Raw genomic sequence first — 25911 nt, 5'->3', positions numbered from 1 at the left:
AGCGGGTCCTAGATCCTTCGGAGGGAGGGCGGAGGGGGTCAGAGGGTGTTGATCCAGTTGGTCAGCAGCTGGGCGCCCGCGTCACCGGACTTCTCGGGGTGGAACTGGGTCGCCCACAGCGCGCCGTTCTCGACGGCCGCCACGAACCGTTCACCGTGCGTGGACCAGGTGACCTTGGGCGCGCGCATCGCGGGGTTGGTGATCTCCAGGCTCCAGTCGTGCACGGCGTAGGAGTGCACGAAGTAGAACCGGGCGTCGGCGTCGAGGCCGGCGAAGAGCTCGCTGTCCTGGGGGGCCTCGACGGTGTTCCAGCCCATGTGGGGGACGACCGGGGCGTTCAGCGGTCCGACGGTGCCGGGCCACTCGTCCAGGCCCTCGGTCTCGACGCCGTGCTCGATGCCCTGCGCGAAGAGGATCTGCATGCCGACGCAGATGCCCATGACGGGCCGGCCGCCGGAGAGCCGGCGCTCCACGATCCAGTCGCCGCGTGCGCCCTTGAGCCCCGTCATGCAGGCGGAGAACGCGCCGACGCCGGGCACGAGGAGCCCGTCGGCGTTCATCGCCCTGTCGTAGTCGCGGGTGATCTCGACGTCGGCGCCGACATGGGCGAGGGCGCGCTCCGCGGAGCGGACGTTGCCGAATCCGTAGTCGAAGACCACGACGTTCTTCGAGGTGCTCATTCCCAGATCCCCTGAATCCGCATGACGCCCGCGACCAGACACATCAGCGACGCGATGGACAGCAGGACGATGAGCCCCCTGGGCATCTTCTGCTTGCTGAAGGAGTACACGCCTCCCGCCAGGAAGAGGCCGACGACGATCAGGATGGTCGAAAGGCCCGTCACAGCGCGCCCTTCGTGGAGGGCAGGATCCCGGCCGCGCGCGGGTCGCGCTCGGAGGCGTACCTCAGGGCGCGGGCCAGGGCCTTGAACTGGCACTCCACGATGTGGTGGGCGTTGCGGCCGTACGGCACGTGGACGTGCAGCGCGATCTGGGCCTGGGCGACGAACGACTCCAGGATGTGGCGGGTCATCGTCGTGTCGTAGGAGCCGATCATCGGCGCCATGTTCTCCGGCTCGGTGTGCACCAGGTAGGGGCGGCCGGACAGGTCGACGGTGACCTGGGCGAGGGACTCGTCCAGGGGGACCGTGCAGTTCCCGAACCGGTAGATCCCCACCTTGTCACCGAGCGCCTGCTTGAAGGCGGCACCGAGCGCGAGGGCGGTGTCCTCGATGGTGTGGTGGGAGTCGATGTGCAGGTCGCCGTCGGTCTTGACGGTGAGGTCGAACAGACCGTGGCGGCCGAGCTGGTCGAGCATGTGGTCGTAGAAGCCGACCCCGGTCGACACGTCGACCTTGCCCGTGCCGTCGAGGTCTATCTCGACGACGACGGACGTCTCCTTGGTGGTGCGCTCGACCCGTCCTACGCGGCTCATGAGCTCTGCTCCTTCTTCAGTGCGCGAACCGCATCGAGGAACGCGTCGTTCTCTTCGGGTGTGCCGGCGGTGACCCGCAGCCACCCCGGTACGCCGTTGTCACGGACCAGGACGCCCCGGTCGAGGATCTGCTGCCAGACGGCGTGCGCGTCGGCGAAGCGCCCGAACTGGACGAAGTTGGCGTCGGACTCGGTGACCTCGTAACCGATGGCGCGCAGCTCGGCGACCAGGCGGTCCCGTTCGGTCTTCAGCTGCTCGACGTATCCCAGCAGCGTATCGGTGTGCTCCAGGGCGGCGAGCGCCGTGGCCTGGGTGACGGCGGACAGGTGGTACGGCAGGCGCACCAGCTGGACGGCGTCGACGACGGCGGGGTGCGCCGCCAGGTAGCCGAGCCGGAGACCGGCCGCGCCGAACGCCTTGGACATGGTCCGGGAGACCACCAGATGGGGCCGGCCCTCGATGAGGGGCAGCAAGGACGGGCCGTGGCTGAATTCCACGTACGCCTCGTCGACGACGACGAGGGACGGCTTGGCGGCCTGGGCCGCCTCGTACAGCGCCAGCACGGTCTCCGCCTCGACGGCGGTGCCCGTGGGGTTGTTGGGCGAGGTGATGAAGACGACGTCGGGGCGGTGCCGGGCGATGGCGGCCGTGGCGGCGTCCACGTCGATGGTGAAGTCGTCGCGGCGGGGGCCGGAGATCCAGCCGGTGCCGGTGCCGCGCGAGATCAGGCCGTGCATCGAGTACGAGGGCTCGAAGCCGATGGCGATCCTGCCGGGTCCGGCGAAGGTCTGCAGCAGCTGCTGGATGACCTCGTTGGAGCCGTTGGCGGCCCAGACCTGGGCGAGCCCGACCTCGTGACCGGTGGTGCGGGTGAGGTAGGCGGCCAGGGCGGTGCGGAGCTCGACGGCGTCCCGGTCGGGGTAGCGGTTGAGCGTGCGGGCGGCCTCCCGGACGCGCTCGGCGATCCGCTCGACGAGCGGCTCGGGCAGCGGGTACGGGTTCTCGTTGGTGTTGAGGCGCACGGGTACGTCGAGCTGGGGCGCGCCGTACGGGGACTTGCCGCGCAGCTCGTCGCGGATGGGCAGGTCGTCGATGCCGATGTCCGTGTTCACTGGCCGGGCACCTTCCAGCCGAACCTGGCCTTGATCGCCGCGCCGTGGGCCGGCAGGTCCTCCGCCTCCGCGAGCGTCACCACGTGGTGGGCGACGTCGGCGAGCGCGTCTCGCGTGTAGTCCACGATGTGGATGCCGCGCAGGAAGGACTGCACGGACAGGCCCGAGGAGTGGCAGGCGCAGCCGCCGGTGGGCAGCACGTGGTTGGAGCCCGCGCAGTAGTCGCCCAGGGAGACGGGCGCCCAGGGGCCGACGAAGATCGCGCCCGCGTTGCGGACCCGGGCGGCGACGGCGGCGGCGTCCGCCGTCTGGATCTCCAGGTGCTCGGCGCCGTACGCGTCGACCACGCGCAGGCCCTCCTCCAGGCCGTCGACCAGGACGATCGCGGACTGCCTGCCGCGCAGCGCCGGCAGGATGCGGTCCTCGACGTGCCTGGTGGCGGCGACCTGCGGCTGAAGCTCCTTCTCGACCGCCTCGGCGAGCTCGACGGAGTCGGTGACGAGGACGGCGGCGGCGAGCGGGTCGTGCTCGGCCTGGCTGATCAGGTCCGCGGCGACGTGCACCGGGTCGGCGGTGTCGTCGGCGAGGACGGCGATCTCGGTCGGGCCGGCCTCGGTGTCGATGCCGATCCGGCCGGTGAAGTACCGCTTGGCGGCGGCGACCCAGATGTTGCCGGGGCCGGTGACCATGGTGGCGGGGGCGCAGGACTCGGTGCCGTACGCGAACATCGCGACGGCCTGGGCGCCGCCCGCGGCGTACACCTCGTCCACGCCGAGCAGCGCGCACGCGGCGAGGATCGTCGGGTGCGGCAGGCCGCCGTGCTCCCGCTGGGGCGGGGACGCGAGAGCGATCGACTCGACGCCCGCCTCCTGCGCCGGTACGGCGTTCATGATCACGGACGACGGGTAGACGGAGCGGCCGCCCGGCGCGTACAGGCCGACGCGGTCGACCGGGACCCACTTCTCCGTGACGGTGCCGCCGGGCACGACCTGGGTGGTGTGCTGCGTCCTGCGCTGCTCGCGGTGGACGATCCTGGCCCGCCGGATCGACTCCTCCAGACCCGCGCGGACGGCCGGATCCAGCTCCTCCAGCGCACGCGTGAGCGCGGCGGCCGGGACGCGGACCTGGTCGAGGGTCACCCCGTCGAACTTCTCCGCGTAATCGATCAGCGCCGCGTCGCCCCGATGATGCACGGCCTCGCAGATGGGCCGCACCTTCTCCAGGGCGGCTTCCACGTCGAACTCGGCACGGGGCAGCAGGTCGCGCAGAGCGCCACCCTTCGGGAGGGCGTCGCCGCGCAGATCGATTCGTGAGATCACAGGTCAATTCTCGCAGACGGTGACGCGCGGCCGGTCGCCTGTATCACTGGCTGATACAAGCCGCACTGGCGTCTTCTTGTCACACCTGACCGTTGGTGTTCGGTCCGTCACACAGCGGGAAGAACAGCCGTACGAAACAGGGGAAGCGAGGGGGGCGGCAGTGACCGAGCCGCATGACGACGACGTGCCGGGCGACCTCAGCCCCACCGAGCTGGGGATGTGGCAGGCGTTCCGGATCGGTGCGACCTACGACCTGAGCGTGGGCAACGCCGTGCTGGACGACCCGTTCTCGCCGCGCGCGTGGCCGCCGGAGCGCAGCGTCCGCGCCCGGGTGGTCGCACTGCTGCTGCTGGACGGGCCGCCCGCGCTGGCCGGGCGCGTGTCGGCGCTGAAACTGCGTGGGGTGCAGATCACCGGGACGCTGAATCTCGCGGGCGGCACGGTCTCGCCGTACGTGGAGCTGCAGGGCTGCCGGTTCGAGAACGAGGTGGTGCTGCCGGAGTCCCGGTTCGGCACGCTGCGCATGGTCGGCTGTGCGATACCGAGGCTGGAGGCGGCCCGGCTGCACACGGAGGGCGATCTGCATCTGCCGCGCTGCCGGGTGGAGCGGGGGGTGCGGCTCACGGACGCCCAGATCGGTACGGATCTGCTGATCAACCAGATACACGTCCGCCCGGACCGGAACGGCCGGGCGATCGTCGCGGACGGACTGTCGGTCGCCCAGGACCTCCAGGCGGAGCTGATCGAGACCTACGGCGAGTTCTCGCTGCGCGGCGCCAAGATCGGCGTGTCGCTGAACCTGCGCGGCAGCCGGCTGCGCGGCGCCGAGGGCAGGCGGGCCCTGAACGCGCCGCAGCTGAGCGTGGAGCGCACGCTCTACATGACGTACGCCTGGGTGAGCGACACCACGGGGAACGTGGCGGGGGCCACGCCGCCCGGCGGGCTGGCCAACTTCAACACGCCGATGCGCGGCACCCGCATCCAGCCCTTCGAGTGCCGGGGCGGGGTGCGGCTGGACGACGGCCGGTTCGGTGACGCGGTCGACTTCCACCACGCGCGGTTCCTGCTGTCGTCGGAGCGGAAGGAGGAGCTGTCGCTGCGCCGCATCGTCACACCGGAGCTGCGCTTCAACGGTGAGCGCCCGGAGGAGGGGCGGGTCGTGCTGAACGGCGCGAAGGTGGTCACGCTGATCGACCTCTCGACCAGCTGGCCGGGGCCGGGCGGGCTGGCGATGGGCGGATTCGTGTACGAGAACCTCGTCCCGTACGGGCACTTCCCGCTCGCCCGCCGCCTGGAGTGGGTGGCGGCGGCCACGCCGGAGTTCGCACCCGAGCCCTACGAACGCCTCGCGGCGGTGCTGCGCGGCAGCGGCGAGGACGCGGACGCGCGGGAGGTGCTGCTCGCCAAGCAGCGCAGGCGGCGCGAGACCCTGCCGCTGGCGGCGAAGATGTGGGGGTACCTCCAGGACTGGACGGTGGCCTACGGTTACCGGCCCGGCCGGGCGGCGCTGTGGATGGCGGTGCTGTGGGCGGCGGGGACGCTGGCCTTCTCCCGGTACGACCCCGCGGCGATCAAGACGGACGAGCACCCGAACTGGAACGCCGCGCTGTACGCGCTGGACCTGCTGCTCCCGGTGATCAACCTCGGGCAGGACGGGTACTGGCGGCTGACGGGCATATGGCAGTGGGCGTCGACGGTGCTGATCCTGCTCGGCTGGATACTCGCCACCACGGTCGCGGCAGGGGCCTCGCGGCTCCTCAGGCGCAGCTGACCCACCGACGGTTCGCCGCTTTCTTTACGGTCTCTTGGCATTCGGCCGTGCAACCATTCCGCCGCCACCAAAGATTCACAGCGGGCCACTGGCGCGGCTCCCACCTGCGGTTTTGAATGGTCGGCACCATGACGATGCTCCGTGCCCTGCTGAGCGGCGCCCGTGACGCGCTGCACCTGTCCGGTGCCCCGCCCCGGACCCCCGCGTGGCACACCCCGCCGGCCGCCGGCGCGCTGTCGGAGGACGGGTTGCCGCCGGACGGGCTGCCGCCGGACCGCGCCGTGCTGCTGGACGCGCCGGACGAGCGGCTCGGCCCGGCGCTGGTCGCCGCCGCCCTCGGCGACCACGCGCCGGCCGCCGCGCTGCTGGCCGCCACCCGTGAGGCGGCCGAGTGGGAGAGCCGCGACCGGTACGCCTCGCGGCTGGTGGCGTTCGCGCACTGCCGCGACGAGTGGCTCACCGGATGGCTGGCGCGGGCACCGCGCGACCCCGACGCGCTCCTGGTCCGGGCCGAGCTGGAGGTTCGCAGGGCGTGGGAGTCACCGGCCCGCGCGGAGCGGCTGCGCGAGCTCGGGCCCCTGATCGGTGCTGCGGCCGACGCGGCACCGCGCGACCCGGTGCCGTGGCGTCTCGCGCTGCACCACGCGCGTGGCACCCGTGCCACGCACGCCGTCTTCGAATCGCTGTGGGAGCAGGCCGTGCGCCGCTCCGCGCACCACTACGGCTGCCATGTCGCGGCGCTGAAGTACCTGTCGGCGCAGCGGCGCGGCGCACACCCCGAGTGCTTCGACTTCGCCGAGCAGGCCGCGGCCGACGCGCTGCCGGGGTCGTTGATCAGGGCGCTGCCGGTGCGGGCCGCGCTGACCCAGCTGCCGGTCGGCGGCGCCGCCTCCGTACCGTCCGCGCCATCCGTACCGTCCGTGCACGAGGAGCGCATCGACGCGGCGGCGGACCTGGCGATCGAGCTGTCCGGGCGGTACGCCGCGGGAGACCCGTGGCCGGCCGAGGTGCGCAACGTACTGGCGTATGTGCTGGTGGGGCGGGGGCGGTGGGGCGCGGCGCTCGAACAGTTCCGGCTGATCGGGCCGCACGCGACGTCGTTTCCGTGGTCCTCCGCCGGGGACGATCCGCTGGGCCGGTTCCTCGACGCGCGGGCCGGTGCGCGCCTCGCGGCGGGCGGCGGCGTCCCGCTGCGCGGACGGGCCGGACGAGGGCGCGCGGGCGGCCATTAGGCTTGACCGCTGTGACCACCGCTCGCCTGCCCCTCTTTCCGCTGAACGCGGTGCTGTTCCCCGGCCTCGTCCTGCCCCTGAACGTCTTCGAAGAGCGTTATCGCGCCATGATGCGCGAGCTGCTGAAGACCGACGAGTCCGAACCGCGCCGCTTCGCCGTCGTCGCCATCCGCGACGGGCGCGAGGTCGCGCCGACGGCGCCCGGCCTGCCCGACCAGACCGCGCTGCCCGAGAAGGGGCCCGCCGCCGGGTTCGGCGCCGACCCGATCCAGGCGTTCCACCGGGTCGGGTGCGTCGCGGACGCGGCGACGATCCGGGAGCGCGCGGACGGCAGCTTCGAGGTGCTGGCGACCGGTACGACGCGCGTGAAACTTCTGTCGGTCGACGCGAGCGGGCCGTTCCTGACGGCCGAGCTGGAGGAGCTGGAGGAGGAGCAGGGCGAGGGCGCGGGCGCGCTCGCCGAGGGCGTCCTGCGGGCCTTCCGCGCCTATCAGAAGCGGCTGGCCGGCGCGCGGGAGCGGTCACTGGCGACCGCGGTGGAGCTGCCCGACGAACCGTCGGTCGTCTCCTACCTGGTCGCCGCGGCGGCGGTGCTGGACACCCCGGCCAAGCAGCGGCTCCTCCAGGCCCCGGACACGGCGACGCGGTTGCGGGAGGAGCTGCGTCTGCTGCGCTCGGAGACGGCGGTACTGCGGCACCTGCCGTCGCTGCCCGCGGTGGACCTGACCCGTACTCCGACGAGCCCGAACTGACGCGAGGAAGACCTCAGGTGGCGAAGAAGCCGAAGAAGGCATCGGAAGGACCGCGGGGAGCACACCCGAACAAGGGTGGTGGCGGGCGACGGACGGGCGGTACCCCCGCGACGGTGGCCCTGACCGCCGCCGGCACACCCTTCACCCTGCACGCGTACGACCACGATCCCGCCTCCCCCTCGTACGGCGAGGAGGCGGCCGAGGCGCTGGGGGTCTCGCCCGACCGGGTCTTCAAGACCCTCGTCGCCGACGTGGACGGCGATCTGACGGTCGCGATCGTCCCGGTGGCCGGCCAGCTGGACCTGAAGGCCCTGGCGGCGGCGGTGGGCGGCAAGCGCGCCACGATGGCCGACCCGGCGGCGGCCGAGCGCACCACAGGGTACGTCCGGGGCGGCATCTCCCCCCTGGGCCAGCGCAAGCGTCTGCGCACGGTGCTGGACGCGTCCGCCGCCCGGCACGCCACCGTCTGCGTCTCGGCGGGGCGCCGGGGCCTGGAGGTCGAACTGTCCCCCTCGGACCTGGCGGCCCTGACGGGCGCGGTGGTGGCGCCGATCGGCCGCGCGTAGGGTCCGCGGCGGCGACGCCCCGGCCCACCGTCCCTCAGGGGCGCGGCGGGGTGACGTCCCACTCGGGGGACGGGTCCCTGGGGCCGAAGAGGGCCGTCAGGCCCACGTGGACGATCATCGCGGCCACCGGCCACGCGAGCACGGCGCCGTGCGCGTGCAGCTCCAGCGGCGCGTCGAAGACGACGCCCTCGCCCACCGCCCGGGCGTGCGCGACCACGTCGTGCGTCGGGCCCAGGAGCGTACCGACGCCCCAGCCGAGCAGGGAGCCCAGCAGGCCGCCGAGGGCCAGGCCCACGACCACCGCGATGCCGCCGTACCGGTGGCACCAGAACACCACCGCGGCGCTCAGCGCACCGAACCCCAGCGCGAGCAGCGTGAACGTGCCGTCGGCGCCGACCGCGCCCTCGCCCTCCGTCTCCTTCAGGAACACCGCCTTGCCGTCCGAGATCAGCGGCACCCGGGGCGCCAGCCACAGCCACAGCAGCCCCAGCACCACACCCGCGAGCGTCACCGCGAGCAGCACCACGACGCCCTGCCGCACCTCCGTGGCCACGTCCACGGGCGCGTCGTCGGCGTGCGAGGCGGCGGACGGGTACGGCGGCGGCCAGGCGGCGGGGTCCTGCGGGGAGGGCTGGTGCGGTGGCGTCAACGGTGCGGTCACCCTGCCATCGTGCCAGGCGGTCGCCTGGGTCGCCTCACCGGACCGCCGCGCGCCGGTACGCCCACGTCGCGACGGTCAGCGAGAGGACGCCGACGGCCGCGCAGACCGCCAGGTCCACGCCCACGGCCGCCCAGTCGGGCCGGGCCTCGAACGTGCGGGCCAGCGCCTCCACGCCGTACGTGGACGGCAGCAGGTCGCGCCCCCACCCGATCGGTTCCGGCAGCCGGTCGGCCGGGAGCACGCCCAGCAGCAGGGCCGCCGACATGCCGAGCTGGCCCAGCAGCGTGGCGAGTTCCTGGCGGGGTGCGAGCAGCCCGAGCGCCGCGCCGAGCCCGGCGAGCGCCGCCCCGGCGAGGGGCACCACGGCGCCGAGGATCCACAGATGGGTGAGCGGCAGCTTGAAGAGGACCGAGCCGACGACCGCGGTGACGACCGTGCCGGGCACCGTGAAGGACGCGTACGCGCCGGCCGCGCCCAGCACCACCGCGGCGGGCGGCACCGGCAGGGTGGCGTAGTGGTCGAGCCCGCCGCTGGCCCGTAGCTGCCCGAAGTACTGCGCGAGCAGGTTGAGCGCGACGAACGCGACGACGAGCACAGACGACCCGGCGACCACCGCCCGTGCCTCCGCCCCGCCGTCGTCGACGACACCGCGCATCAGGACCATGATCCCGACGGACTGGAAGGTCGCCACGAACAGCAGGGGGATACGGGCGACCCGGGCGCGCGACAGCTGCGCCCGGTACACCGCGCCGAGGGCGGGCAGCAGCCGCGCCCGGGGTGCGAGCGGCGCGGCGCCCGCGTCGTCGCGGACCGGGGCGCGGACCGCGCCGGACGACAGGACCTCCGCGGGCACGATGCTCACCTGACGACGCTCCTGTCCCTCAAGCCCATGCGGCTCACGCCTTGATCAGCCCCTTCGCCTCGCCGCCCAGGGCGAGGTACACGTCCTCCAGGCTCGGCGTGGCGAGCGTGAAGTCGTCGAGCGCCGAGAACGCCGCGCCGCCCGTCACCGCCGCGACCGCCGCCCGTGCCTCGTCGGGCGCGAGGCGCAGCACCCACCGGCGCCCGTGCTCCTGTGCGGAGTCCCGCAGCGCGGCGACCTCGGGCACGTCGAGCGGTGCCCGTTCGCGCCACACCAGCTCCACGCGTACGTCACCGGCCACCCGCTCCTTGAGCCCGGCGGGGGTGTCGCAGGCGATGACCCGGCCGCGTTCGAGGACGGCGACGCGGTCGAGCACGGTCTCGGCCTCGATGACGTTGTGGGTGACGAGCAGCACCGTCGTGCCGCGCTCGGCGCGCCGCCGGTCGACCGCCGCCCATACGGCGCGGCGGGCGACGGGGTCCATGCCGGTGGTCGGCTCGTCCAGGATGAGCAGGGGCCGCTCCCCCACCAGCGCGGTGGCGAAGCAGGCGAGCCGCCGCTGCCCGCCGGACAGTTTCTTCAGGGGGCGCCCGGCCAGCCCGGTCAGGCCCAGCTCGTCCAGGACGGCGTCGCGCTCGGCCCGCGCGTCCCGGGTCGTCAGGCCGCGCAGCCGTGCCGTGGTCTCGGTGGCGAGCGAGACGGTCAGCTCGTCGAGCGCGGTGGACTCCTGGCCGAGGTAGCCGATCAGACGCGCCGCCCGCTCCGGGTGGCGTACGAGGTCGTGGCCGAGGACGTCGACGGTGCCGGAGTCGGGCCGCATCAGCCCGGTCAGCTGGCGTACGAGGGTGGACTTGCCGGCGCCGTTGGGGCCGAGCAGGCCGAAGATCTCGCCGCCGCGCACCTCGAGGCACACCCCGTCGGTGGCGCGCACCTCGGGTGTCGCGGGCCTGCCGCGTCTGCCGCGCGTGGCGGGGTACGTCTTCACCAGCTCCCGCGCCGCGCACACCGTACTCACGAGGGATGAGCCTAAAGGGTCGGGCTGCCCGGAATGCGCCCGGGGCGGATCCGGACGGACTTCCTACTCCGCCGCGGGCGTGTGCCCGGCGGCGGCCCGTACGTCGATCTCGCGCCAGAAGCCGGCCCGGATCGCGTACCGGTCGTGCTCGTCGATCTGGTCGTCCTTGTGCGCGAGCAGCCCGAACCGTGCCGCGTAGCGGAGCAGTTCGCCGTCGATGCGGTGCGGGATGCGCGGGTACATGGAGGACAGCTTCTCCACATGGCCCTGGTCCGGGAGGCGTTCCATCCAGCGCCGGGCGAAGACCTGGCCGACCTCGAAGGGGTCACCGCCGACGGTGGTGATGTCCTCCTCTCGGTCGGCCCAGCGCTGCTCGGCGCTGGTGAGCTGGGCGAGGGTGGGCAGCGAGGCGGTCTCGGGCGGTTCGCCGACCTGGCCGCCGGGGCGTTCGATCCAGCCGCGGTCGGACGACCAGCGCAGGGTGGCTGCGGGCTGCGGACCGGGGGTGGCGGGGGCGCTCTGCGGGTGTCCGGGGCCGCGCAGGCCGGCCAGGTCCTTGGGGGTGGGGACGCCCTTGCCGGTGGCGGAGGGGGCGGTGCCGGATCCGTTGGCCGCCGTCGGCGCGGGGGCGGGCGCGGCGGACGGGGCGGGGGTGGGCGAGCCGCCGCGTGCGGCGGCGGCTTCGGAGGCGGCGAGGGCCGACTCGGGCAGGGGTGCGGAGAGGATGGCGGCGATCTCGGGGCGGGGGACGGGCGGCGGGGCGCAGACGCCGTTGAGCTCCTTGGCCCGCACCGCGCGGGTGATCCACTCGCGGTCCAGGACGCGCCGCTCGTCGGCCTCCGCCACCAGGTCCTCGGACTGGTTGTAGTCACCGTCCGCGGCTTGTACGGCCCAGAGGTGGACGGCGACGCCGTGTTCCTTGGCCGACATCAGGCCCGGCAGCAGGTCGCCGTCGCCGGTGACCAGCACCACGTCGGAGCAGGCCCGGTTGCGGGCCAGCTCGGTGAGCTCGGCGTGCATCGCGGCGTCGACGCCCTTCTGCGCCCAGCGCCCGTCGCTGCGGGTCAGAGCGCCCAGCCGGACGGTGACCCGGGGCATCACGCGCAGCCTGCGGTGCTCCGGCTGCGGTACGCGGTCGGGGGCACCGTCGAACCAGTAGATCCGCAGCAGGGGCTGCGCCGTGTCGCTCTCGGCGCGTTCACGCAGTCCCTGGATGAGGGCGGCGTGGTCGACGGTGATCCGGGAGCGGGCCGGTTCCCCGGCCAGGAGGCTGGCGGCCGCGCCCAGCAGATAGCCGGCGTCCACCAGAACGACGCAGCGGTCCACGTGTTCCACCCTCTTTCGGGAACCTCGGGATCGGGAGTTGCTTCGGGATTCTTCGAGTCTGCCCGACTGCTGGAGTGTTATCGGCCGGAACTCGATCACCGGCGTGGCGGATCACCTTACGCCTCGCCCAGGGCCGTCGACTACGGTCCGCAATGATCCAAAATGCATGGTTTTTACGCGTATGTGAGGCTGAACGCGGCCCTGGCCCCTACACCCCACGGAGGCACCACCATGGCCAAGAACAGGAAGCAGGAGCGCGGTCCGAAGCAGCCGTCGACCACCGAGCGCGGCACACAGGCCCGCACCACCTCCATGCAGGAGGAGACCGAGCAGCGGCTGTCGCACGTGACGCCGGCCGAGGTCGCCCCCAAGGGCCGGCGGAAGCGGTTCGGCCACAACTGACGACGTACGCATGAGCGAGGGGCGCGCCCGTGACGACGGGCGCGCCCCTTTCCGCGCGGGTGGCCCGGGTGTGACCGGGCGGGGCCGGCTGTGACCGGTGTGACCGGGCGGGGCCGGGTGGTGGCTCAGCCGGCCAGGCAGGACGGGCCGAGCAGCACCTTGAGGTCGCCGAAGAGCGCCGGGTCCGGCTGGACGCGGTGCCGGTCGAGCCGGAGCACGGTGGTCTTCCGGGGCCCCTGGAGCTTGATCCGTACCTCGGTGTTGCCCTTGTGGTGGGTGAGGATCTCGCCGAGGCGGGTGATCATCGGCGGGGTCACCTTGACCGTGGGGATGGTGACGACGACGGGCGCGTTGGTGCCGGCCGACGACAGGTCGGGGACCATCAGCTCCATCGCGACCAGACGCGGCACGTCCTCGCGCTTGTCGAGGCGTCCCTTGACGAAGACGACGGTGTCCTCGACGAGCTGGGTGGAGACCAGCTGGTACGTGGCCGGGAAGAACATGCACTCGATGGAGCCGGCGAGGTCCTCGACGGTCGCGATGGCCCAGGCGTTGCCCTGTTTGGTCATCTTGCGCTGGAGGCCGGAGATGATGCCGCCGATGGTGACGACGGCGCCGTCGGCGTGCTCACCGCCGGTGAGCTGGGCGATCGCCGCGTCGGCCTTGTCCGACAGGACGTGCTCGATACCGAAGAGCGGGTGGTCGGAGACGTACAGGCCGAGCATCTCGCGCTCCTGCGCGAGCAGGTAGGACTTCTCCCACTCGACGTCGGAGAACTCCACGTCCAGGCCGAAGCCCGGCTCGCTCGTCTCCTCCTCGCCCATGCCGCCGAAGAGGTCGAACTGCCCCTCGGCCTCCTTGCGCTTGACCGCGACCACGTTGTCGATCATCGGCTCGTGGTGGGCGACCAGGCCCTTGCGGGTGTGGCCCATGGTGTCGAAGGCGCCGGCCTTGATGAGCGACTCGATGGTGCGCTTGTTGCAGACGACCGCCTCGACCTTGTCGAGGAAGTCGGGGAAGGAGGTGTACTTCCCCTTCGCCTTGCGGCACTTGATGATCGACTCGACGACGTTGGTGCCGACGTTCCGCACCGCGGACAGGCCGAAGAGGATGACGTCGTCACCCTGGGCGGCGAAGTTCGACTCGGACTCGTTGACGTTGGGCGGGAGGACCTTGATGCCCATGCGGCGGCACTCGTTGAGGTAGACGGCCGACTTGTCCTTGTCGTCCTTGACCGAGGTGAGCAGCGCCGCCATGTACTCGGCGGGGTGGTTGGCCTTGAGGTACGCCGTCCAGTACGAGACGAGTCCGTACGCGGCGGAGTGCGCCTTGTTGAAGGCGTATCCGGCGAAGGGGACCAGCACGTCCCACAGCGCCTGGATGGCCTCGTCGCTGTAGCCGTTCTTCTTGGCGCCGGCCTGGAAGATGGTGAAGTTCTTCGCCAGCTCCTCGGGCTTCTTCTTGCCCATGACGCGGCGGAGGATGTCGGCTTCGCCGAGGGAGTACCCGGCGATGATCTGGGCGGCCTTCTGCACCTGCTCCTGGTAGACGATCAGGCCGTGGGTGACGCCCAGGACCTCCTTGAGCGGCTCCTCCAGCTCGGGGTGGATCGGGGTGATCTCCTGCTGGCCGTTCTTGCGCAGGGCGTAGTTCGTGTGCGAGTTCATGCCCATCGGGCCCGGCCGGTAGAGGGCCGAGACGGCGGAGATGTCCTCGAAGTTGTCGGGCTTCATCAGCCGCAGCAGGGACCGCATGGGGCCGCCGTCGAACTGGAAGACGCCGAGGGTGTCGCCGCGCTGGAGCAGCTCGAAGGTGGTCGGGTCGTCGAGCGGGAGGCTCAGGAGATCGATGTCGATCCCCTTGTTGGCCTTCACCATCTTGACGGCGTCGTCCATGATCGTGAGGTTGCGCAGGCCGAGGAAGTCCATCTTCAGCAGGCCGAGCGACTCACAGCTCGGGTAGTCCCACTGCGTGATGGTGACGCCGTCGGTGTGCCTCACCCAGACCGGGACGTGGTCGGTGATGGTCTCGCTGGACATGATCACGCCTGCGGCGTGCACGCCCATCTGCCGGACCAGGCCCTCGACGCCCCGCGCGGTGTCGATGACCTTCTTCACATCGGGTTCGTTCTCGTACATCGCCCGGACCTCGCCCGCCTCCGAGTAGCGGGGGTGGGAGGGGTCCGTGATGCCGGAGAGCGGGATGCCCTTGCCGAGGACGTCGGCGGGCATGGCCTTGGTGATGCGGTCACCCATGGCGTACGGGTAGCCCAGCACGCGCGCGGAGTCCTTGATCGCGTTCTTGGCCTTGATGGTGCCGTACGTGCCGATCATGGCGACCTTGTCGGCGCCGTACTTCTCGGTCACGTACCGGATCACCTCGACGCGCCGGCGCTCGTCGAAGTCGATGTCGACATCGGGCATGGAGACGCGCTCGGGGTTGAGGAAGCGCTCGAAGATCAGGCCGTGCGGGATGGGGTCGAGGTCGGTGATGCCGAGCGCGTACGCCACGATCGAACCGGCCGCGGACCCTCGGCCGGGGCCGACCGCGATGCCCTGGTTCTTGGCCCACATGATGAAGTCGGCGACGACGAGGAAGTACCCCGGGAACCCCATCTGGATGATGACGTCCATCTCGTACTCGACCTGCCGCCGGCGGTCCTCGGGGATGCCGTCCGGGAAGCGGCGGTGCATGCCGCGCTGGACTTCCTCGCGGAACCAGCTGACCTCGGTGTGTCCCTCGGGGATGTCGAACTTCGGCATGAGGTCGCGCTTCTCGAACATGCCGGTGGTGTCGACCTGCTCGGCGACCAGGAGGGTGTTGGCGCAGCCCTGCTGCCAGGCGTCCGAGGAGTCGATGGCGTACATCTCGTCCGTGGACTTGAGGTAGTAGCCGGTGCCGTCGAACTTGAAGCGGTCCGGGTCGGAGAGGTTCTTGCCGGTCTGGATGCACAGCAGCGCGTCGTGGGCGCCCGCCTCGTGCGCGTACGTGTAGTGCGAGTCGTTGGTGACGAGCGGCGGGATGCCGAGCTTCCTGCCGATCTCCAGCAGGCCGTCACGGACGCGGCGCTCGATCTCGATGCCGTGGTCCATCAGCTCCAGGAAGTACCGCTCCTTGCCGAAGATGTCCTGGTACTCGGAGGCGGCCTTGAGGGCTTCGTCGAACTGGCCGAGGCGCAGCCGGGTCTGCACCTCGCCGGAGGGGCAGCCGGTGGAGGCGATCAGGCCCTCGGACCACTGGGCGATGGTCTCCTTGTCCATACGCGGCCACTTCTGCAGCCAGCCCTCCTTGTACGCGTCGGAGGAGAGCCGGAACAGGTTGTGCAGGCCGGTGGCGTTCGCCGCCCAGATCGTCTTGTGGGTGTAACCACCGGAGCCGGAGACGTCGTCCCGCTTCTGGTGCGGCTGGCCCCAGAGCACCTTGCGCTTGTTGCGGCGGGACTCGGGCGCGACGTACGCCTCGATGCCGATGATCGGTGTGACCCCCGCCTTCTTCGCGGTGTGGAAGAAGTCGTACGCCCCGTGCAGGTTGCCGTGGTCGGACATGGCGATGTGTGTCATGCCCATCTCATTGCAGGCATTGAACATGTCCTTGAGCCGCGCGGCACCGTCCAGCAGGGAGTACTGGGTGTGCACGTGAAGGTGCGTGAACGGCGGCTTCGACACGGCTGCGGCCTCCAGGGGGTCGGGGATGGGGACAGCTCGGAAGTCTACGTCTCCCCACTGACAGCCGAGGGGCGGCGCGGTACCCGGACGAAGTCCCGTGACCGCCCGCCCGGCGATCACGGGCGGGCACTCGGGGGTACGGTCGCCCGTTGGAGGGGGACGGAACACCTGTCCCCTTTCTCACGTACTCAGTCATGCACGCGGTCACGCGTGCGGCTCCGCCCGTCCGCACCAGGAGGCACCCCGCGATGCCGGTCCCACAGCCCACCGCCGAAGAGCGCGGTGAGCAGATCCTCTCCGTCTTCGACACCGCCTTCGGCGAGCTCCTGGCCGCCGACCCGGCCGCCTTCCGGGTCAAGTTCCGGAAGATGGCCGCCTCGGCGTTCGCCTTCTACCGGGGCACGGCCTGCCTCTTCTACGCCGACCTGGACCAGGAGGACCGCGGCGGCCCGTATCTGGACGAGCGGACCGGTCGCGTGTGGATCCACGGCGATCTGCACGCCGAGAACTTCGGCACGTACATGGACGCCAACGGCCGGCTGATCTTCAACGTCAACGACTTCGACGAGGCGTACGTCGGTCCCTTCACCTGGGACCTGATGCGGCTGTCCGCCTCCCTGGCGCTGATCGGCTACACCAAGGCGCTCAGTGACGAGCAGATCACCGAGCTGGTCCGCGTCTACGCCGCCGCCTACCGGGAGCGCATCCACGCCCTGGCGACGGCCGGCGGGAACGGCGGGACGGCCGAGCTGCCGCCCTTCACCCTGGACACGGCCGACGGACCGCTGCTGGACGCCCTGCGGGACGCCCGCGCGCTGACCCGGTTCGGCCTGCTGGAGTCGATGACCGAGATCCGCGACTTCGAGCGCCGCTTCACGGCGGGCGGCGGGTCCATCGAGCTGGACGCGGCGACGCGGTACAAGGTGCTGGCGGCCTTCGACGGGTACCTGGAGACGCTGCCCGAGTCGAGCCTCGCCCGGCCCGACTCGTACCGGGTGAAGGACGTGGTGGGGCGGCGCGGCATCGGGATCGGGTCGGCGGGGCTCCCCTCGTACAACATCCTCCTCGAAGGCAACAGCGACGCCCTCGAGAACGACGTGGTCATCTACATGAAGCAGGGCCAGACACCGGCGGTCTCCCGCCATGTGAGCGACCCTGCGGTACGCGCGTACTTCCAGCACGAGGGTCACCGCACGGTCATCTCGCAGCGCGCGCTGCAGGCGCACGCCGACCCGTGGCTGGGCTGGACGGAGCTGGACGGCGCGGGTCAGCTGGTGGCGGAGGTCTCGCCGTACGCCGTGGACCTGGACTGGTCGGACATCGACGACCCCGAGGAGATCGCGGCGACCGTCGCGGACCTGGGCCGGGCGACCGCCACCATGCACGCGGCGGCGGACGACGAGAGCGGCCACTCCCTGGTGCCGTTCTCCACGGAGCGGGCCATCGACGCGGCGATCGCGGCGGACGAGGAGGGCTTCGGCGACCTGCTCGTGGACTTCGCTCACACCTACGGGGCGCGGGCACGGGCGGACCACCAGATCTTCGTCGACCTGTTCCGCAACGGCCGCATCCCGGGGCTCTGAGGGCGGCCCGACGGGCGCCCGCGGCGCGAGGCCGGTTCCTTTAGGGACCGCTTACGGCCGGTCATGGCACACTCGTGCGGCGATGGACGACATATCCGGGACCCAGCTCAGGTGGTTGCGGGCGGCGCTGTTCACGGCACTCGTCGTGACGCTGTCCGCGGCCTCCCATGTGCTGCTGTCCCGGGTCCCACTGCCCCTGACCACGGTCGCCGTGGTCGCGGCCGGGGTCCTCGCCGTCGCGTACGCGCTCGCGGGCGCCGAGCGGGGTTTCCGGCGCATCGCCGGGCTGCTCGTCCCCCTGGAGCTGGCCGCCGACACCGTCTTCACCGCCGGCCAGCACGTCTGTTACGGCCCGGCCGGGGGCCCGGTGGCGGGCTCCCTGCGCTCGTTCGGCTTCGACGTCCTGTGCGGCGGCGGCCCCGGCGACGGTGTGGCGTCCGGGGTGGGCGCTCCGCTGCCCGGCGTGGTCTCCCGGGACGGGGTGGCCGCGCTGCTCGCCTCACCGGACCCGGCGCTGCCGTGGCTGCTGCTCGCCGTGCACGTCTCGGTCGGGCTGCTCGCCGCGGCCTGGCTGCGGCGCGGCGAGAGCGCGCTGGCCGGACTGGTACGGACGGTGGCGGCCTTCGCGTTCCGGCCGCTGCTGATCGCGGTCGCCGCGGTCGGGGGCGCAGCGGATCACGCGGTACGACGGGGCCCGCGCCCCGTGGACCGGCCGCACCCTGCCCGTCGCCCCCTCCTTGTGCACTCCGTGGGTCGCCGCGGACCGCCCCGCTCGGCCCTCACCGCCTGAGCGGAGCAGTCCCACCAGCCGGTCCGAGCACCGGTGGCCCCCACACGACCACGCATCACGACACGGAGATGTACGACCATGAGTGCACGCAACAGCAAGGCGAACAAGGCGGCGGCGCGCGAGCGGCTGCGCCAGGAGCGCGAGCGCCAGGCCAGGAAGGACAAGGTCCGCCGTCAGGTCACCGTCGGCGTGTCCGCCCTCGCCGTCCTGGCGGTGGCCGGCGGTATCGCCTACGCCGTCATGCAGGCGAACAAGCCCTCCCACTGGGAGGCGATGAAGGAGCGGAAGAGCGTCACGGCGCCGAAGAACACCACCGGCGACAACGGCACCACCGTCGTCATCGGCAAGAGCACCGCCAAGAAGACGCTGGAGCTGTACGAGGACTCGCGCTGCCCGGTCTGCGCCGTCTTCGAGCAGCAGGTCGGCGAGACGATCGACAAGGACGTCACCGCGGGCAAGTACAAGGTCCGCTATGTCGGTGCGACGTTCATCGACAACAGCGACCAGGGTGAGGGCTCCAAGAACGCGCTGTCCGCGCTGGGCGCCGCCCTCGACGTCAGCCCCGAGGCCTTCCTGGACTACAAGGCGGCGCTCTACTCGGCGAAGTTCCACCCGGAGGAGTCGAAGGACGAGTTCGCCAAGGACTCCTACCTCCTGGAGGTGGCGGACGCGGTTCCCGCGCTGAAGGGCAACGCCGGGTTCAAGAAGGACGTCGAGGACGGCACCTTCGACGCATGGGCGATGAAGATGTCCGAGGCCTTCGACAAGAGCGGGGTCAGGGGTACCCCGACGCTGAAGATGGACGGCAGGACCGTCACCGGCGCGGACGGCGAAGGCGCCCCCATGACGGCGGCCGAGTTCACCACGGCCATCGACAAGGCCCTCAAGGGGTAAGGCGCACGCGGCGCTTGGGCCACGGGCGGGCGAACTTTCCTGTTTTCGCCTGCCCGTTGGTCATACTGATCAGTAATGTGCTGGTCCGTGACCAGTCGAAACCTTTCTGCTCCCAGCCGCCGCGCGGTCGTCAAGGCCGCTGCCGCCACCGCCGTCGCCGCTCCCGTTCTGGCCTCGGCCACGTCCGCCGTCGCGGACAGCGGGGCTCCTGTCTTCCTCCACGGCGTCGCCTCCGGTGACCCGTTGCCGGAGGGCGTCCTGCTGTGGACGCGCGTCACCCCCACCCCGGACGCGGTGCCGGGTTCCGGCAGGGGCCCCGACACGGAGGTGAGATGGGAGGTCGCCGAGGACCGCGCCTTCGCGGGGATCGTCGCCCGGGGCACGCTCACGGCGACGGCCGCCACCGACCACACGGTCAAGGCGGATGTAAGGGGTCTGCGCCAGGCGACCACCTATTACTTCCGTTTCACCACCGGTACGTCGGTCTCCCCCGTCGGCCGCACCCGCACCGCTCCGGCCCCCGACGCCGCCATACCCGGCATCCGGTTCGGGGTGGTGTCCTGTGCCAACTGGGAGTCGGGCTACTTCTCCGCGTACCGCCACCTCGCCGCCCGGGCCGACCTGGACGCGGTGCTCCATCTCGGCGACTACATCTACGAGTACGCCTCCGGGGGCTACCCGAAACCGGAGGGTGTCGTACGGCCCCACCGGCCCGCGCACGAGATCGTCACGCTCGCGGACTACCGCCTGCGGCACGCGACCTACAAGACCGACCCCGACCTGCAGGCTCTGCACGCCGCCCACCCGGTGGTCGCGATCTGGGACGACCACGAGTTCGCCAACGACATGTGGTCGGGCGGTGCCGAGAACCACACGCCGGGCGGGGAGGGCGAGTGGGCGGCGCGCGTGGCCGCCGCCACGCAGGCGTACTTCGAGTGGATGCCCGTCCGCACCTCCACCGAGGGCACGGTCTACCGTCGGCTCCGCTTCGGCAAGCTGGCCGATCTGCACCTCCTGGACCTGCGCTCGTTCCGCTCGCGGCAGGCGTCGGTCGGCAGCGGTGAGGTGGACGACCCTGAGCGTACGATCACCGGCCGCGCCCAGCTGGACTGGCTGAAGTCGGGGCTCGCGGCCTCGGACACGGCCTGGCGGCTGGTCGGAACGTCGGTCATGATCTCTCCGGTCGCCTTCGGGGCCCTGCCGGCCCATCTGCTGAAGCCGGTCGCGGAGCTGCTGGGGCTGCCCGGGGGCGGGCTCGCGATCAACGTGGACCAGTGGGACGGGTACACCGACGACCGCCGGGAGCTGCTCTCCCACCTGGTGGAGCGGTCCATCGGCAACACCGTCTTCCTGACCGGTGACATCCACATGGCCTGGGCGAACGACGTGCCGGTGAAGGCGGCGACGTATCCGCTGTCGCGGTCGGCGGCGACGGAGTTCGTGGTCACGTCGGTGACCTCGGACAACCTGGACGACCTCCTGGGCGTGGCGCCGGGCACGGCCTCGGTGGTGGCCGCCGGGGCGATCAAGGCCGCCAACCGTCATGTGAAGTGGCTGGACATGGACAGCCACGGCTACGGCGTGCTGGACGTGACCACGGAGCGCTCACAGATGGACTACTACGTCCTGTCCGACCGGGCGGAGCCGGACGCATCGGCGGCCTGGGCCCGCTCGTACCGGACGGTCAGCGGAACACAGAAGGTCGAGCGGGTGTACATCCCCGTACGCTGACGGATCGACAGGGTCGATTTTCAGCCACATCGGCGCGTGTTAACGGAGGATCACGTACGCGTAGCGGGGGGTGTCTTCCGTAGATCGAATACGGACACACCACCCGCTCCCGGTGGCTCATTCATTACGTGGGCATCTCACCACCCGGGACGGACCGAAGGATTTCTCCCTGATGTCTTCATTTCCTCAATGATTGATTGGGCTTGTTCAATGCTCATCAAGATCTGACATGGCCACGTAATCTCCCCGCGGTGGCGAGGAAATCCCTCCCCACAACCCCCCGCGAGGAGTCACGATGCGTGCTCTTGCCCGAATATCTCCCCGTCTGCCCCGGCGCGCGCTCGGCACGGCAGCCATGGCCGGAACCCTGGCTCTGTTCCCGCTGTCCGCCCCCACGGGCGCTGCGGTCGCCAAGGCGCCGGCCTCCGCCTCCCCCTCGGCGGACGCGTGCGCGGACGACACGGGCGTGAGCACCACCGCACGTGAGGCCCACCCCGGAGCCTCCGGTCACGCCCACGAGCCGAACGAGGTCACCGACGCCAAGGCCAAGGCCATGGACGCGGACCTGAAGAAGAGACTGGAGACGGCGCGGGCGAACGGCGCCGCGGGCCTCACCGCCGCCGCCACCACGATCCCGGTGTACTTCCACGTCATCCACGACGGCGACACCGGCAAGCTCAGCTCGACCGCCATCAACCAGCAGATGGCCGTCCTCAACGCCGGCTTCGGCGGCCAGGGCACCGGGAACTCCGACTCCGGATTCCAGTTCACGCTGGCCGGCACGGACTACACGGACAACGCCGCCTGGTACAACCTGAACTCCGGTTCGACCGAGGAGAAGGCCATGAAGACCGCCCTCCGCAAGGGCGGGGCGAACGCGCTGAACTTCTACACCGCCAACCTCGGCGGCGGGCTGCTCGGCTGGGCCACCTTCCCGTCCTCGTACAAGTCCAACCCCACGATGGACGGTGTCGTGGTGCTCGACGCCTCGCTGCCGGGCGGGACGGCCACCAACTACGACGAGGGCGACACCGGCACCCACGAGGTCGGCCACTGGATGGGGCTCTACCACACCTTCCAGGGCGGCTGTAACGGCAACGGTGACTACGTCACCGACACCCCGGCCGAGAAGAGCCCCGCGTACGAGTGCCCGACCGGCCGGGACACCTGCGCGAGCAAGACGGGCGCCGACCCGATCCACAACTTCATGGACTACACGTACGACGCCTGCATGTACCAGTTCACGACCGGTCAGGTGCAGCGCATGAGGGACCACTGGACGGCGTACCGCGCCGCCTGATCCCCCTCCCCCCGGCGCCTCGCCACGAGCGCGCCGGGGGGCATGACCGGATACGCGGCACCGCTACAGGCTCTCCAGGAAGGCCAGCGCGGTCTGCCAGGTCCGTTCGGCGGCCTCCTCGTCGTAGTCCGGCAGATCCGGGTCCGTGTACAGATGCCCGGCGCCCTGGTAGCGGTGGACCTCGACGTCCGCACCGGCCCGCCGCATCCGCAGGTACCAGGCGTTCAGCCAGTCGTCCGGCTCGAAGGCGTCCGGGTCGGCGACGTGCAGCTGTACGGGCAGCTCGTCCACCGACGCGTTCTCCGCGAGGTCGGAGGTGCCGTGCAGCAGCAGGAGCCCGCGCGCCTTCTCGTCACCGAGCGCGAGGGTCTGCGCGACCGACGCGCTCAGCGAGAACCCGGCGTACACCAGACCGCGCCCGGAGTGCGGCGCGGCGGCCGTGATCGCCCTCTTGAGCAGCTCCTCCGTGCCGATCCGGTCCTTGATCGCCATGCCCTCGTCGACGGTGTCGGCGGTTTGGCCTTCGTAGAGGTCGGGCACGTGCACGTGGTGCCCGGCGGCGCGCAGCCGGTCGGCTGCCGCGTGCACGGCCGGGCGCGGACCGTAGGCCGAGTGGAAGAGCATGATGTCCATCCGGCCATCCTGCCAGCCCCCGTCGGAGTCCCGGAGACATGGAGAACGTACTGCGCCCGTTGACCGTCGTCGGTGGGGCGGTGGTGCTCACGCTGCTGGTCGGCTGGCTCGCCGACCTGCTGCTGCGCCGAGTCGGCGCCCGCCACCCCGAGACCCCTCTGTGGCACCTGCTGCGCCGCTGCCGGGTGCCCTTGCAGGTGGTCCTGCTCACGGCGCTGCTGCGGGGGTCGTACCGGCAGACCCGCTGGCAGGTCATCGTCAGCCACCAGGCGGCCATAGGGCAGGTGCTCTCCCTGATCATGATCGGCGCGGGCGCCTGGCTGGTGGCGCGGATCGCCGCCGCCATAGTGGAGTCCAGTTACGCCCGTTACGCCTCCACCACCCGCGACGCCGCACGGGTCCGCCGCGTCCGCACCCAGGTGACGCTCATCATGCGGATCGTCACGGCGGTGGTCGGCGTGGTGGCGGTGGCCGCGATGCTGCTGACCTTCCCGGACTTCCGGACCATCGGTACGTCGATGCTGGCCTCCGCGGGCATCATCGGCATCGTCGCCGGTGTCGCCGCGCAGTCCACCCTGGGGAACCTGTTCGCCGGGTTCCAGATCGCCTTCGGCGACATGGTGCGCATCGGCGACACGGTGGTCGTGGACGGCGAGTGGGGCGTGGTGGAGGAGGTCACCCTCACGTTCCTGGCCGTACGGACCTGGGACGAGCGCCGCATCACGATGCCGGTGTCGTACTTCACCAGCAAGCCGTTCGAGAACTGGTCGCGCGGTGGTGCCCAGATGACCGGAACGGTCTTCTTCCACCTCGACCACACGGCGCCGGTGGGCCTGATGCGCGACAGGCTCCGGGACATCCTGCGGGAGTCCCCGGCCTGGGACGGGCGTGACTGGTCCCTGGCCGTGACGGACACCACACCCAGCACCCTGCAGGTGCGTGCGGTGGTGACGGCGAAGGACGCGGACGACATCTGGACGGTCAGGTGCGCCGTACGCGAGCAGATGATCGCCTGGCTGTGCCAGGAGCACCCCTACGCGCTCCCCCGCGTCACCACGGCGACGGCCGCGCCGGCCCCCTCGCCGGACGGGCAGTGGCGCGACGACCGGCCTCCGCGGGCCGAGGAGATCCACAGCAACAACGCGGACGCGTACGTCATCCGGGACGGGGACCGGAAAATCCGCGCGGGCCGCGGCTGACCGGGGGCACCCGGTCCCCGCGCCCAGGGTCGCGGACCCGCCCGGAACCGAGGGCCCGGGCTGACTAGCGCATGCTGCGGACATCGAGGTGGCGGAGCACGCGGTCCACGACCTCCGGGTCGGCGCCGGGCTCGCTGCGGGCGGACAGCACCTCGTGCCGGGCGGCCGACATCATCTCGTGCTGGATGCGCTGCATCCGCCGGAACCGCTCCGCGCGCCGCGCCGCCGCCGACCGCCGCTCCTCGTCCACCAGGTCCGGGCTGATCCTGGCACCCACGTCGAACGCCATGCGCTGCAGCCGTTCCTGGAGCTCCTCCGGCAGGTCCTCGACCTCCTGGATCTCCTTCAGGCGCCGTTTCGCGGCCTTGGCGGCACGGATGGCCAACTCCCGCTCCAGCGCGCGCTCCGTGTCCGTGTCGGCGCGTACGCCGAGTGTCCTCACCAGCCACGGCAGAGTGAGGCCCTGGACGACGAGCGTGGCGATGATGACGCAGAAGGCGATGAAGACGATCTCGTCGCGGGCCGGGAACGGCGCCCCGTGCTCGTCCCGCAGCGGAATGGCGAGGGCGAGCGCGACGGAGGCCACGCCCCGCATGCCGGACCACCACATGACGACGGTCTCCCGCCAGCTCATGGGGATCTCCTCGTCGTAATCGCGCCGCGTGTGCAGCCGCTTGGCCAGCCAGGTGGCGGGCAGCAGCCACAACAGCCGTACGCCGACGACGCACGCGACGATGGCGCCGCCCCAGCCGAGCATCCGCAGCTCGCGCCCGTCGGCCGTACCGAAGACGTGGTGGAGCTCCAGCCCGATCAGACCGAAGGCGATCCCGGTGACGAGGACGTCGACGATCTCCCAGAAGGTACGGCCGGCCAGACGGCCCATCACGTCGTCGGCGTCGACGGCGCGTTCCGCGAGGTAGAGGGCGGTGACGAGCACGGCGAGGACGCCGGATCCGTGCAGCTCCTCGGCCAGTACGTAACCGGCGAACGGCACCAGCAGGCTCAGCCCGGTCTGGAGCGTGACGTCGCCGAGCAAGCCCATCAGCTTGTTGGACAGCCAGCCGAGCGCCAGCCCCACCGCGACGGCGACCACGGCGGACAGCACCAGCTCCCCCACCGCGCCGGGCCAGGAGAACGTCCCGCCGACCGCCGCCCCGATCGCCACGTGGTAGAGCACGATCGCGGTGACGTCGTTGAACAGCCCCTCGCCCTCCAGGATGGAGACGAGCCGGCGCGGCAGCCCCAGCGACCCGGCGACGGCGGTCGCCGCGACCGGGTCGGGCGGTGCGACGAGCGCCCCGAGGGCGACGGCCGCGGCGATGGGCAGGCCGGGCACGACGGCGCTCGCGACGGCCGCGACGGCGGCGGTGGTGACGAAGACCAGCGCCACGGCGAGCAGGAAGATGGGGCGCCTGTTGGCGGTGAACTGACGCCAGGAGGTTCGCTGGACGGCCGCGTAGAGGAGGGGCGGCAGCACCAGAGGAAGGATGTATTCGGGCGGCAACTCGACGCTCGGCACGAAGGGAAGCAGTGCGAGCCCGATCCCGGCGAGCGTCATCAGGACCGGGGCGGGCAGCCGCAGCCGCTCGCCGAGCGGCACCGTCACCACCGCGCCGAGCAACAGCACGAGCAACAGAGCCAACTGGTCCACGGGCGCCCTCCCG

23 protein-coding genes are annotated in these 25911 nt (G+C 71.6%); 11 read left to right on the top strand and 12 right to left on the bottom strand.

The genetic code is table 11. The annotated features are described in order from the left end of the window. Positions 1–38: 38 nt before the first annotated feature. Genes hisH through hisD form a run of 5 tightly spaced genes read right to left on the bottom strand, consistent with a single transcriptional unit; the run spans position 39 to position 3865 of the window. Entirely contained in the window at positions 39–680 is a 642-nt protein-coding gene (gene hisH / locus ABZZ38_RS03790) for an imidazole glycerol phosphate synthase subunit HisH (RefSeq protein ID WP_356735381.1), read from the bottom strand. Next, on the bottom strand, positions 677–844 hold the full coding sequence (locus ABZZ38_RS03785) for a hypothetical protein (RefSeq protein ID WP_356735379.1): 168 nt from the start codon (positions 842–844) through the stop codon (positions 677–679). Before ABZZ38_RS03785 ends, hisH begins: the two co-directional genes overlap by 4 nt. Then, positions 841–1434 (bottom strand): imidazoleglycerol-phosphate dehydratase HisB, encoded by a 594-nt coding sequence (gene hisB / locus ABZZ38_RS03780; RefSeq protein WP_030492957.1) that lies wholly within the window; start codon positions 1432–1434, stop codon positions 841–843. The genes ABZZ38_RS03785 and hisB overlap by 4 nt, the downstream gene beginning before the upstream one ends. Further along, a complete protein-coding gene (locus ABZZ38_RS03775; RefSeq protein WP_356735377.1) occupies positions 1431–2546 on the bottom strand; it encodes a histidinol-phosphate transaminase in 1116 nt (371 codons plus the stop codon). Before ABZZ38_RS03775 ends, hisB begins: the two co-directional genes overlap by 4 nt. Further along, the gene (gene hisD / locus ABZZ38_RS03770) at positions 2543–3865 is read right to left on the bottom strand and encodes a histidinol dehydrogenase (protein WP_356735375.1); all 1323 of its coding nucleotides are present in this window, start codon (positions 3863–3865) and stop codon (positions 2543–2545) included. The genes ABZZ38_RS03775 and hisD overlap by 4 nt, the downstream gene beginning before the upstream one ends. A 160-nt stretch (positions 3866–4025) precedes the next feature. Between hisD and ABZZ38_RS03765 the strand changes: the two genes are divergently transcribed. From ABZZ38_RS03765 to ybaK, 4 genes are all read left to right on the top strand, one after another. Beyond that, positions 4026–5636 carry an oxidoreductase gene (locus tag ABZZ38_RS03765; protein ID WP_356735373.1) on the top strand — a complete coding sequence of 537 codons (1611 nt, stop codon included), beginning with the start codon at positions 4026–4028 and terminating at the stop codon, positions 5634–5636. A gap of 116 nt (positions 5637–5752) precedes the next feature. Beyond that, positions 5753–6868, top strand: coding sequence for a hypothetical protein (locus tag ABZZ38_RS03760; protein WP_356735371.1), 1116 nt, complete (start codon positions 5753–5755; stop codon positions 6866–6868). Positions 6869–6879: 11 nt separating this feature from the next. After that, positions 6880–7620 (top strand): LON peptidase substrate-binding domain-containing protein, encoded by a 741-nt coding sequence (locus ABZZ38_RS03755; protein WP_356735369.1) that lies wholly within the window; start codon positions 6880–6882, stop codon positions 7618–7620. Positions 7621–7733: 113 nt separating this feature from the next. Next, positions 7734–8186, top strand: a complete 453-nt coding sequence (gene ybaK / locus ABZZ38_RS03750) for a Cys-tRNA(Pro) deacylase (protein WP_356735856.1) — start codon at positions 7734–7736, stop codon at positions 8184–8186. A 34-nt stretch (positions 8187–8220) separates the two neighbouring features. Here ybaK and ABZZ38_RS03745 read toward each other — a convergent pair whose 3' ends face one another. From ABZZ38_RS03745 to ABZZ38_RS03730, 4 genes are all read right to left on the bottom strand, one after another. Beyond that, positions 8221–8847 (bottom strand): DUF2567 domain-containing protein, encoded by a 627-nt coding sequence (locus ABZZ38_RS03745; RefSeq protein WP_356735367.1) that lies wholly within the window; start codon positions 8845–8847, stop codon positions 8221–8223. A 34-nt stretch (positions 8848–8881) separates the two neighbouring features. Beyond that, on the bottom strand, positions 8882–9685 hold the full coding sequence (locus ABZZ38_RS03740; protein WP_356735854.1) for an ABC transporter permease: 804 nt from the start codon (positions 9683–9685) through the stop codon (positions 8882–8884). 58 nt (positions 9686–9743) lie between these two features. Then, entirely contained in the window at positions 9744–10715 is a 972-nt protein-coding gene (locus ABZZ38_RS03735; RefSeq protein WP_356735852.1) for an ABC transporter ATP-binding protein, read from the bottom strand. A 72-nt stretch (positions 10716–10787) separates the two neighbouring features. After that, the gene (locus ABZZ38_RS03730; protein WP_356735365.1) at positions 10788–12059 is read right to left on the bottom strand and encodes an NYN domain-containing protein; all 1272 of its coding nucleotides are present in this window, start codon (positions 12057–12059) and stop codon (positions 10788–10790) included. A 222-nt stretch (positions 12060–12281) separates the two neighbouring features. On the opposite strand from ABZZ38_RS03730, the gene ABZZ38_RS03725 reads away from it, so the two are divergent. Beyond that, positions 12282–12452 (top strand): hypothetical protein, encoded by a 171-nt coding sequence (locus ABZZ38_RS03725; protein WP_356735363.1) that lies wholly within the window; start codon positions 12282–12284, stop codon positions 12450–12452. Positions 12453–12577: 125 nt separating this feature from the next. Here ABZZ38_RS03725 and dnaE read toward each other — a convergent pair whose 3' ends face one another. Next, a complete protein-coding gene (dnaE, locus tag ABZZ38_RS03720) occupies positions 12578–16117 on the bottom strand; it encodes a DNA polymerase III subunit alpha (protein ID WP_356735361.1) in 3540 nt (1179 codons plus the stop codon). A 248-nt stretch (positions 16118–16365) separates the two neighbouring features. Between dnaE and ABZZ38_RS03715 the strand changes: the two genes are divergently transcribed. From ABZZ38_RS03715 to ABZZ38_RS03695, 5 genes are all read left to right on the top strand, one after another. Further along, positions 16366–17700 (top strand): DUF2252 domain-containing protein, encoded by a 1335-nt coding sequence (locus ABZZ38_RS03715; RefSeq protein ID WP_356735359.1) that lies wholly within the window; start codon positions 16366–16368, stop codon positions 17698–17700. An 82-nt stretch (positions 17701–17782) separates the two neighbouring features. Beyond that, a complete protein-coding gene (locus tag ABZZ38_RS03710) occupies positions 17783–18490 on the top strand; it encodes a hypothetical protein (protein ID WP_356735357.1) in 708 nt (235 codons plus the stop codon). Positions 18491–18568: 78 nt separating this feature from the next. Beyond that, the gene (locus ABZZ38_RS03705; RefSeq protein ID WP_356735355.1) at positions 18569–19384 is read left to right on the top strand and encodes a DsbA family protein; all 816 of its coding nucleotides are present in this window, start codon (positions 18569–18571) and stop codon (positions 19382–19384) included. Positions 19385–19471: 87 nt separating this feature from the next. Continuing rightward, the gene (locus tag ABZZ38_RS03700; protein WP_356735353.1) at positions 19472–21115 is read left to right on the top strand and encodes an alkaline phosphatase D family protein; all 1644 of its coding nucleotides are present in this window, start codon (positions 19472–19474) and stop codon (positions 21113–21115) included. Positions 21116–21410: 295 nt separating this feature from the next. Beyond that, on the top strand, positions 21411–22415 hold the full coding sequence (locus ABZZ38_RS03695; protein ID WP_356735351.1) for a zinc metalloprotease: 1005 nt from the start codon (positions 21411–21413) through the stop codon (positions 22413–22415). A 63-nt stretch (positions 22416–22478) separates the two neighbouring features. Here the strand turns inward: ABZZ38_RS03695 and ABZZ38_RS03690 are convergent, their stop codons facing one another. Next, a complete protein-coding gene (locus ABZZ38_RS03690; RefSeq protein ID WP_356735349.1) occupies positions 22479–23048 on the bottom strand; it encodes a dienelactone hydrolase family protein in 570 nt (189 codons plus the stop codon). A 38-nt stretch (positions 23049–23086) separates the two neighbouring features. Between ABZZ38_RS03690 and ABZZ38_RS03685 the strand changes: the two genes are divergently transcribed. Further along, positions 23087–24247, top strand: a complete 1161-nt coding sequence (locus ABZZ38_RS03685; protein ID WP_356735347.1) for a mechanosensitive ion channel domain-containing protein — start codon at positions 23087–23089, stop codon at positions 24245–24247. Between the two features lie 64 nt (positions 24248–24311). Here the strand turns inward: ABZZ38_RS03685 and ABZZ38_RS03680 are convergent, their stop codons facing one another. Next, complete coding sequence (locus tag ABZZ38_RS03680; protein WP_356735345.1) at positions 24312–25898, bottom strand: Na+/H+ antiporter; 1587 nt, start codon at positions 25896–25898, stop codon at positions 24312–24314. Positions 25899–25911: the final 13 nt, after the last annotated feature.

It is taken from the genome of Streptomyces sp. NPDC006368 (assembly GCF_040612535.1).
GTDB lineage: Bacteria > Actinomycetota > Actinomycetes > Streptomycetales > Streptomycetaceae > Streptomyces.
The sequence above is the reverse complement of the archived record's forward strand: the minus strand, read 5'-3'. Positions and strand labels throughout refer to the sequence as shown.

Excerpts from the sequence above, each read along its gene's own strand:
- hisH (WP_356735381.1), bottom strand. The coding sequence starts at position 680 with ATGAGCACCTCGAAGAACGTCGTGGTCTTCGACTACGGATTCGGCAAC.
- hisB (WP_030492957.1), bottom strand. The coding sequence starts at position 1,434 with ATGAGCCGCGTAGGACGGGTCGAGCGCACCACCAAGGAGACGTCCGTC.
- ABZZ38_RS03760 (WP_356735371.1), top strand. The coding sequence starts at position 5,753 with ATGGTCGGCACCATGACGATGCTCCGTGCCCTGCTGAGCGGCGCCCGT.
- ABZZ38_RS03725 (WP_356735363.1), top strand. The coding sequence starts at position 12,282 with ATGGCCAAGAACAGGAAGCAGGAGCGCGGTCCGAAGCAGCCGTCGACC.
- ABZZ38_RS03715 (WP_356735359.1), top strand. The coding sequence starts at position 16,366 with ATGCCGGTCCCACAGCCCACCGCCGAAGAGCGCGGTGAGCAGATCCTC.
- ABZZ38_RS03710 (WP_356735357.1), top strand. The coding sequence starts at position 17,783 with ATGGACGACATATCCGGGACCCAGCTCAGGTGGTTGCGGGCGGCGCTG.
- ABZZ38_RS03705 (WP_356735355.1), top strand. The coding sequence starts at position 18,569 with ATGAGTGCACGCAACAGCAAGGCGAACAAGGCGGCGGCGCGCGAGCGG.
- ABZZ38_RS03695 (WP_356735351.1), top strand. The coding sequence starts at position 21,411 with ATGCGTGCTCTTGCCCGAATATCTCCCCGTCTGCCCCGGCGCGCGCTC.
- ABZZ38_RS03690 (WP_356735349.1), bottom strand. The coding sequence starts at position 23,048 with ATGGACATCATGCTCTTCCACTCGGCCTACGGTCCGCGCCCGGCCGTG.
- ABZZ38_RS03685 (WP_356735347.1), top strand. The coding sequence starts at position 23,087 with ATGGAGAACGTACTGCGCCCGTTGACCGTCGTCGGTGGGGCGGTGGTG.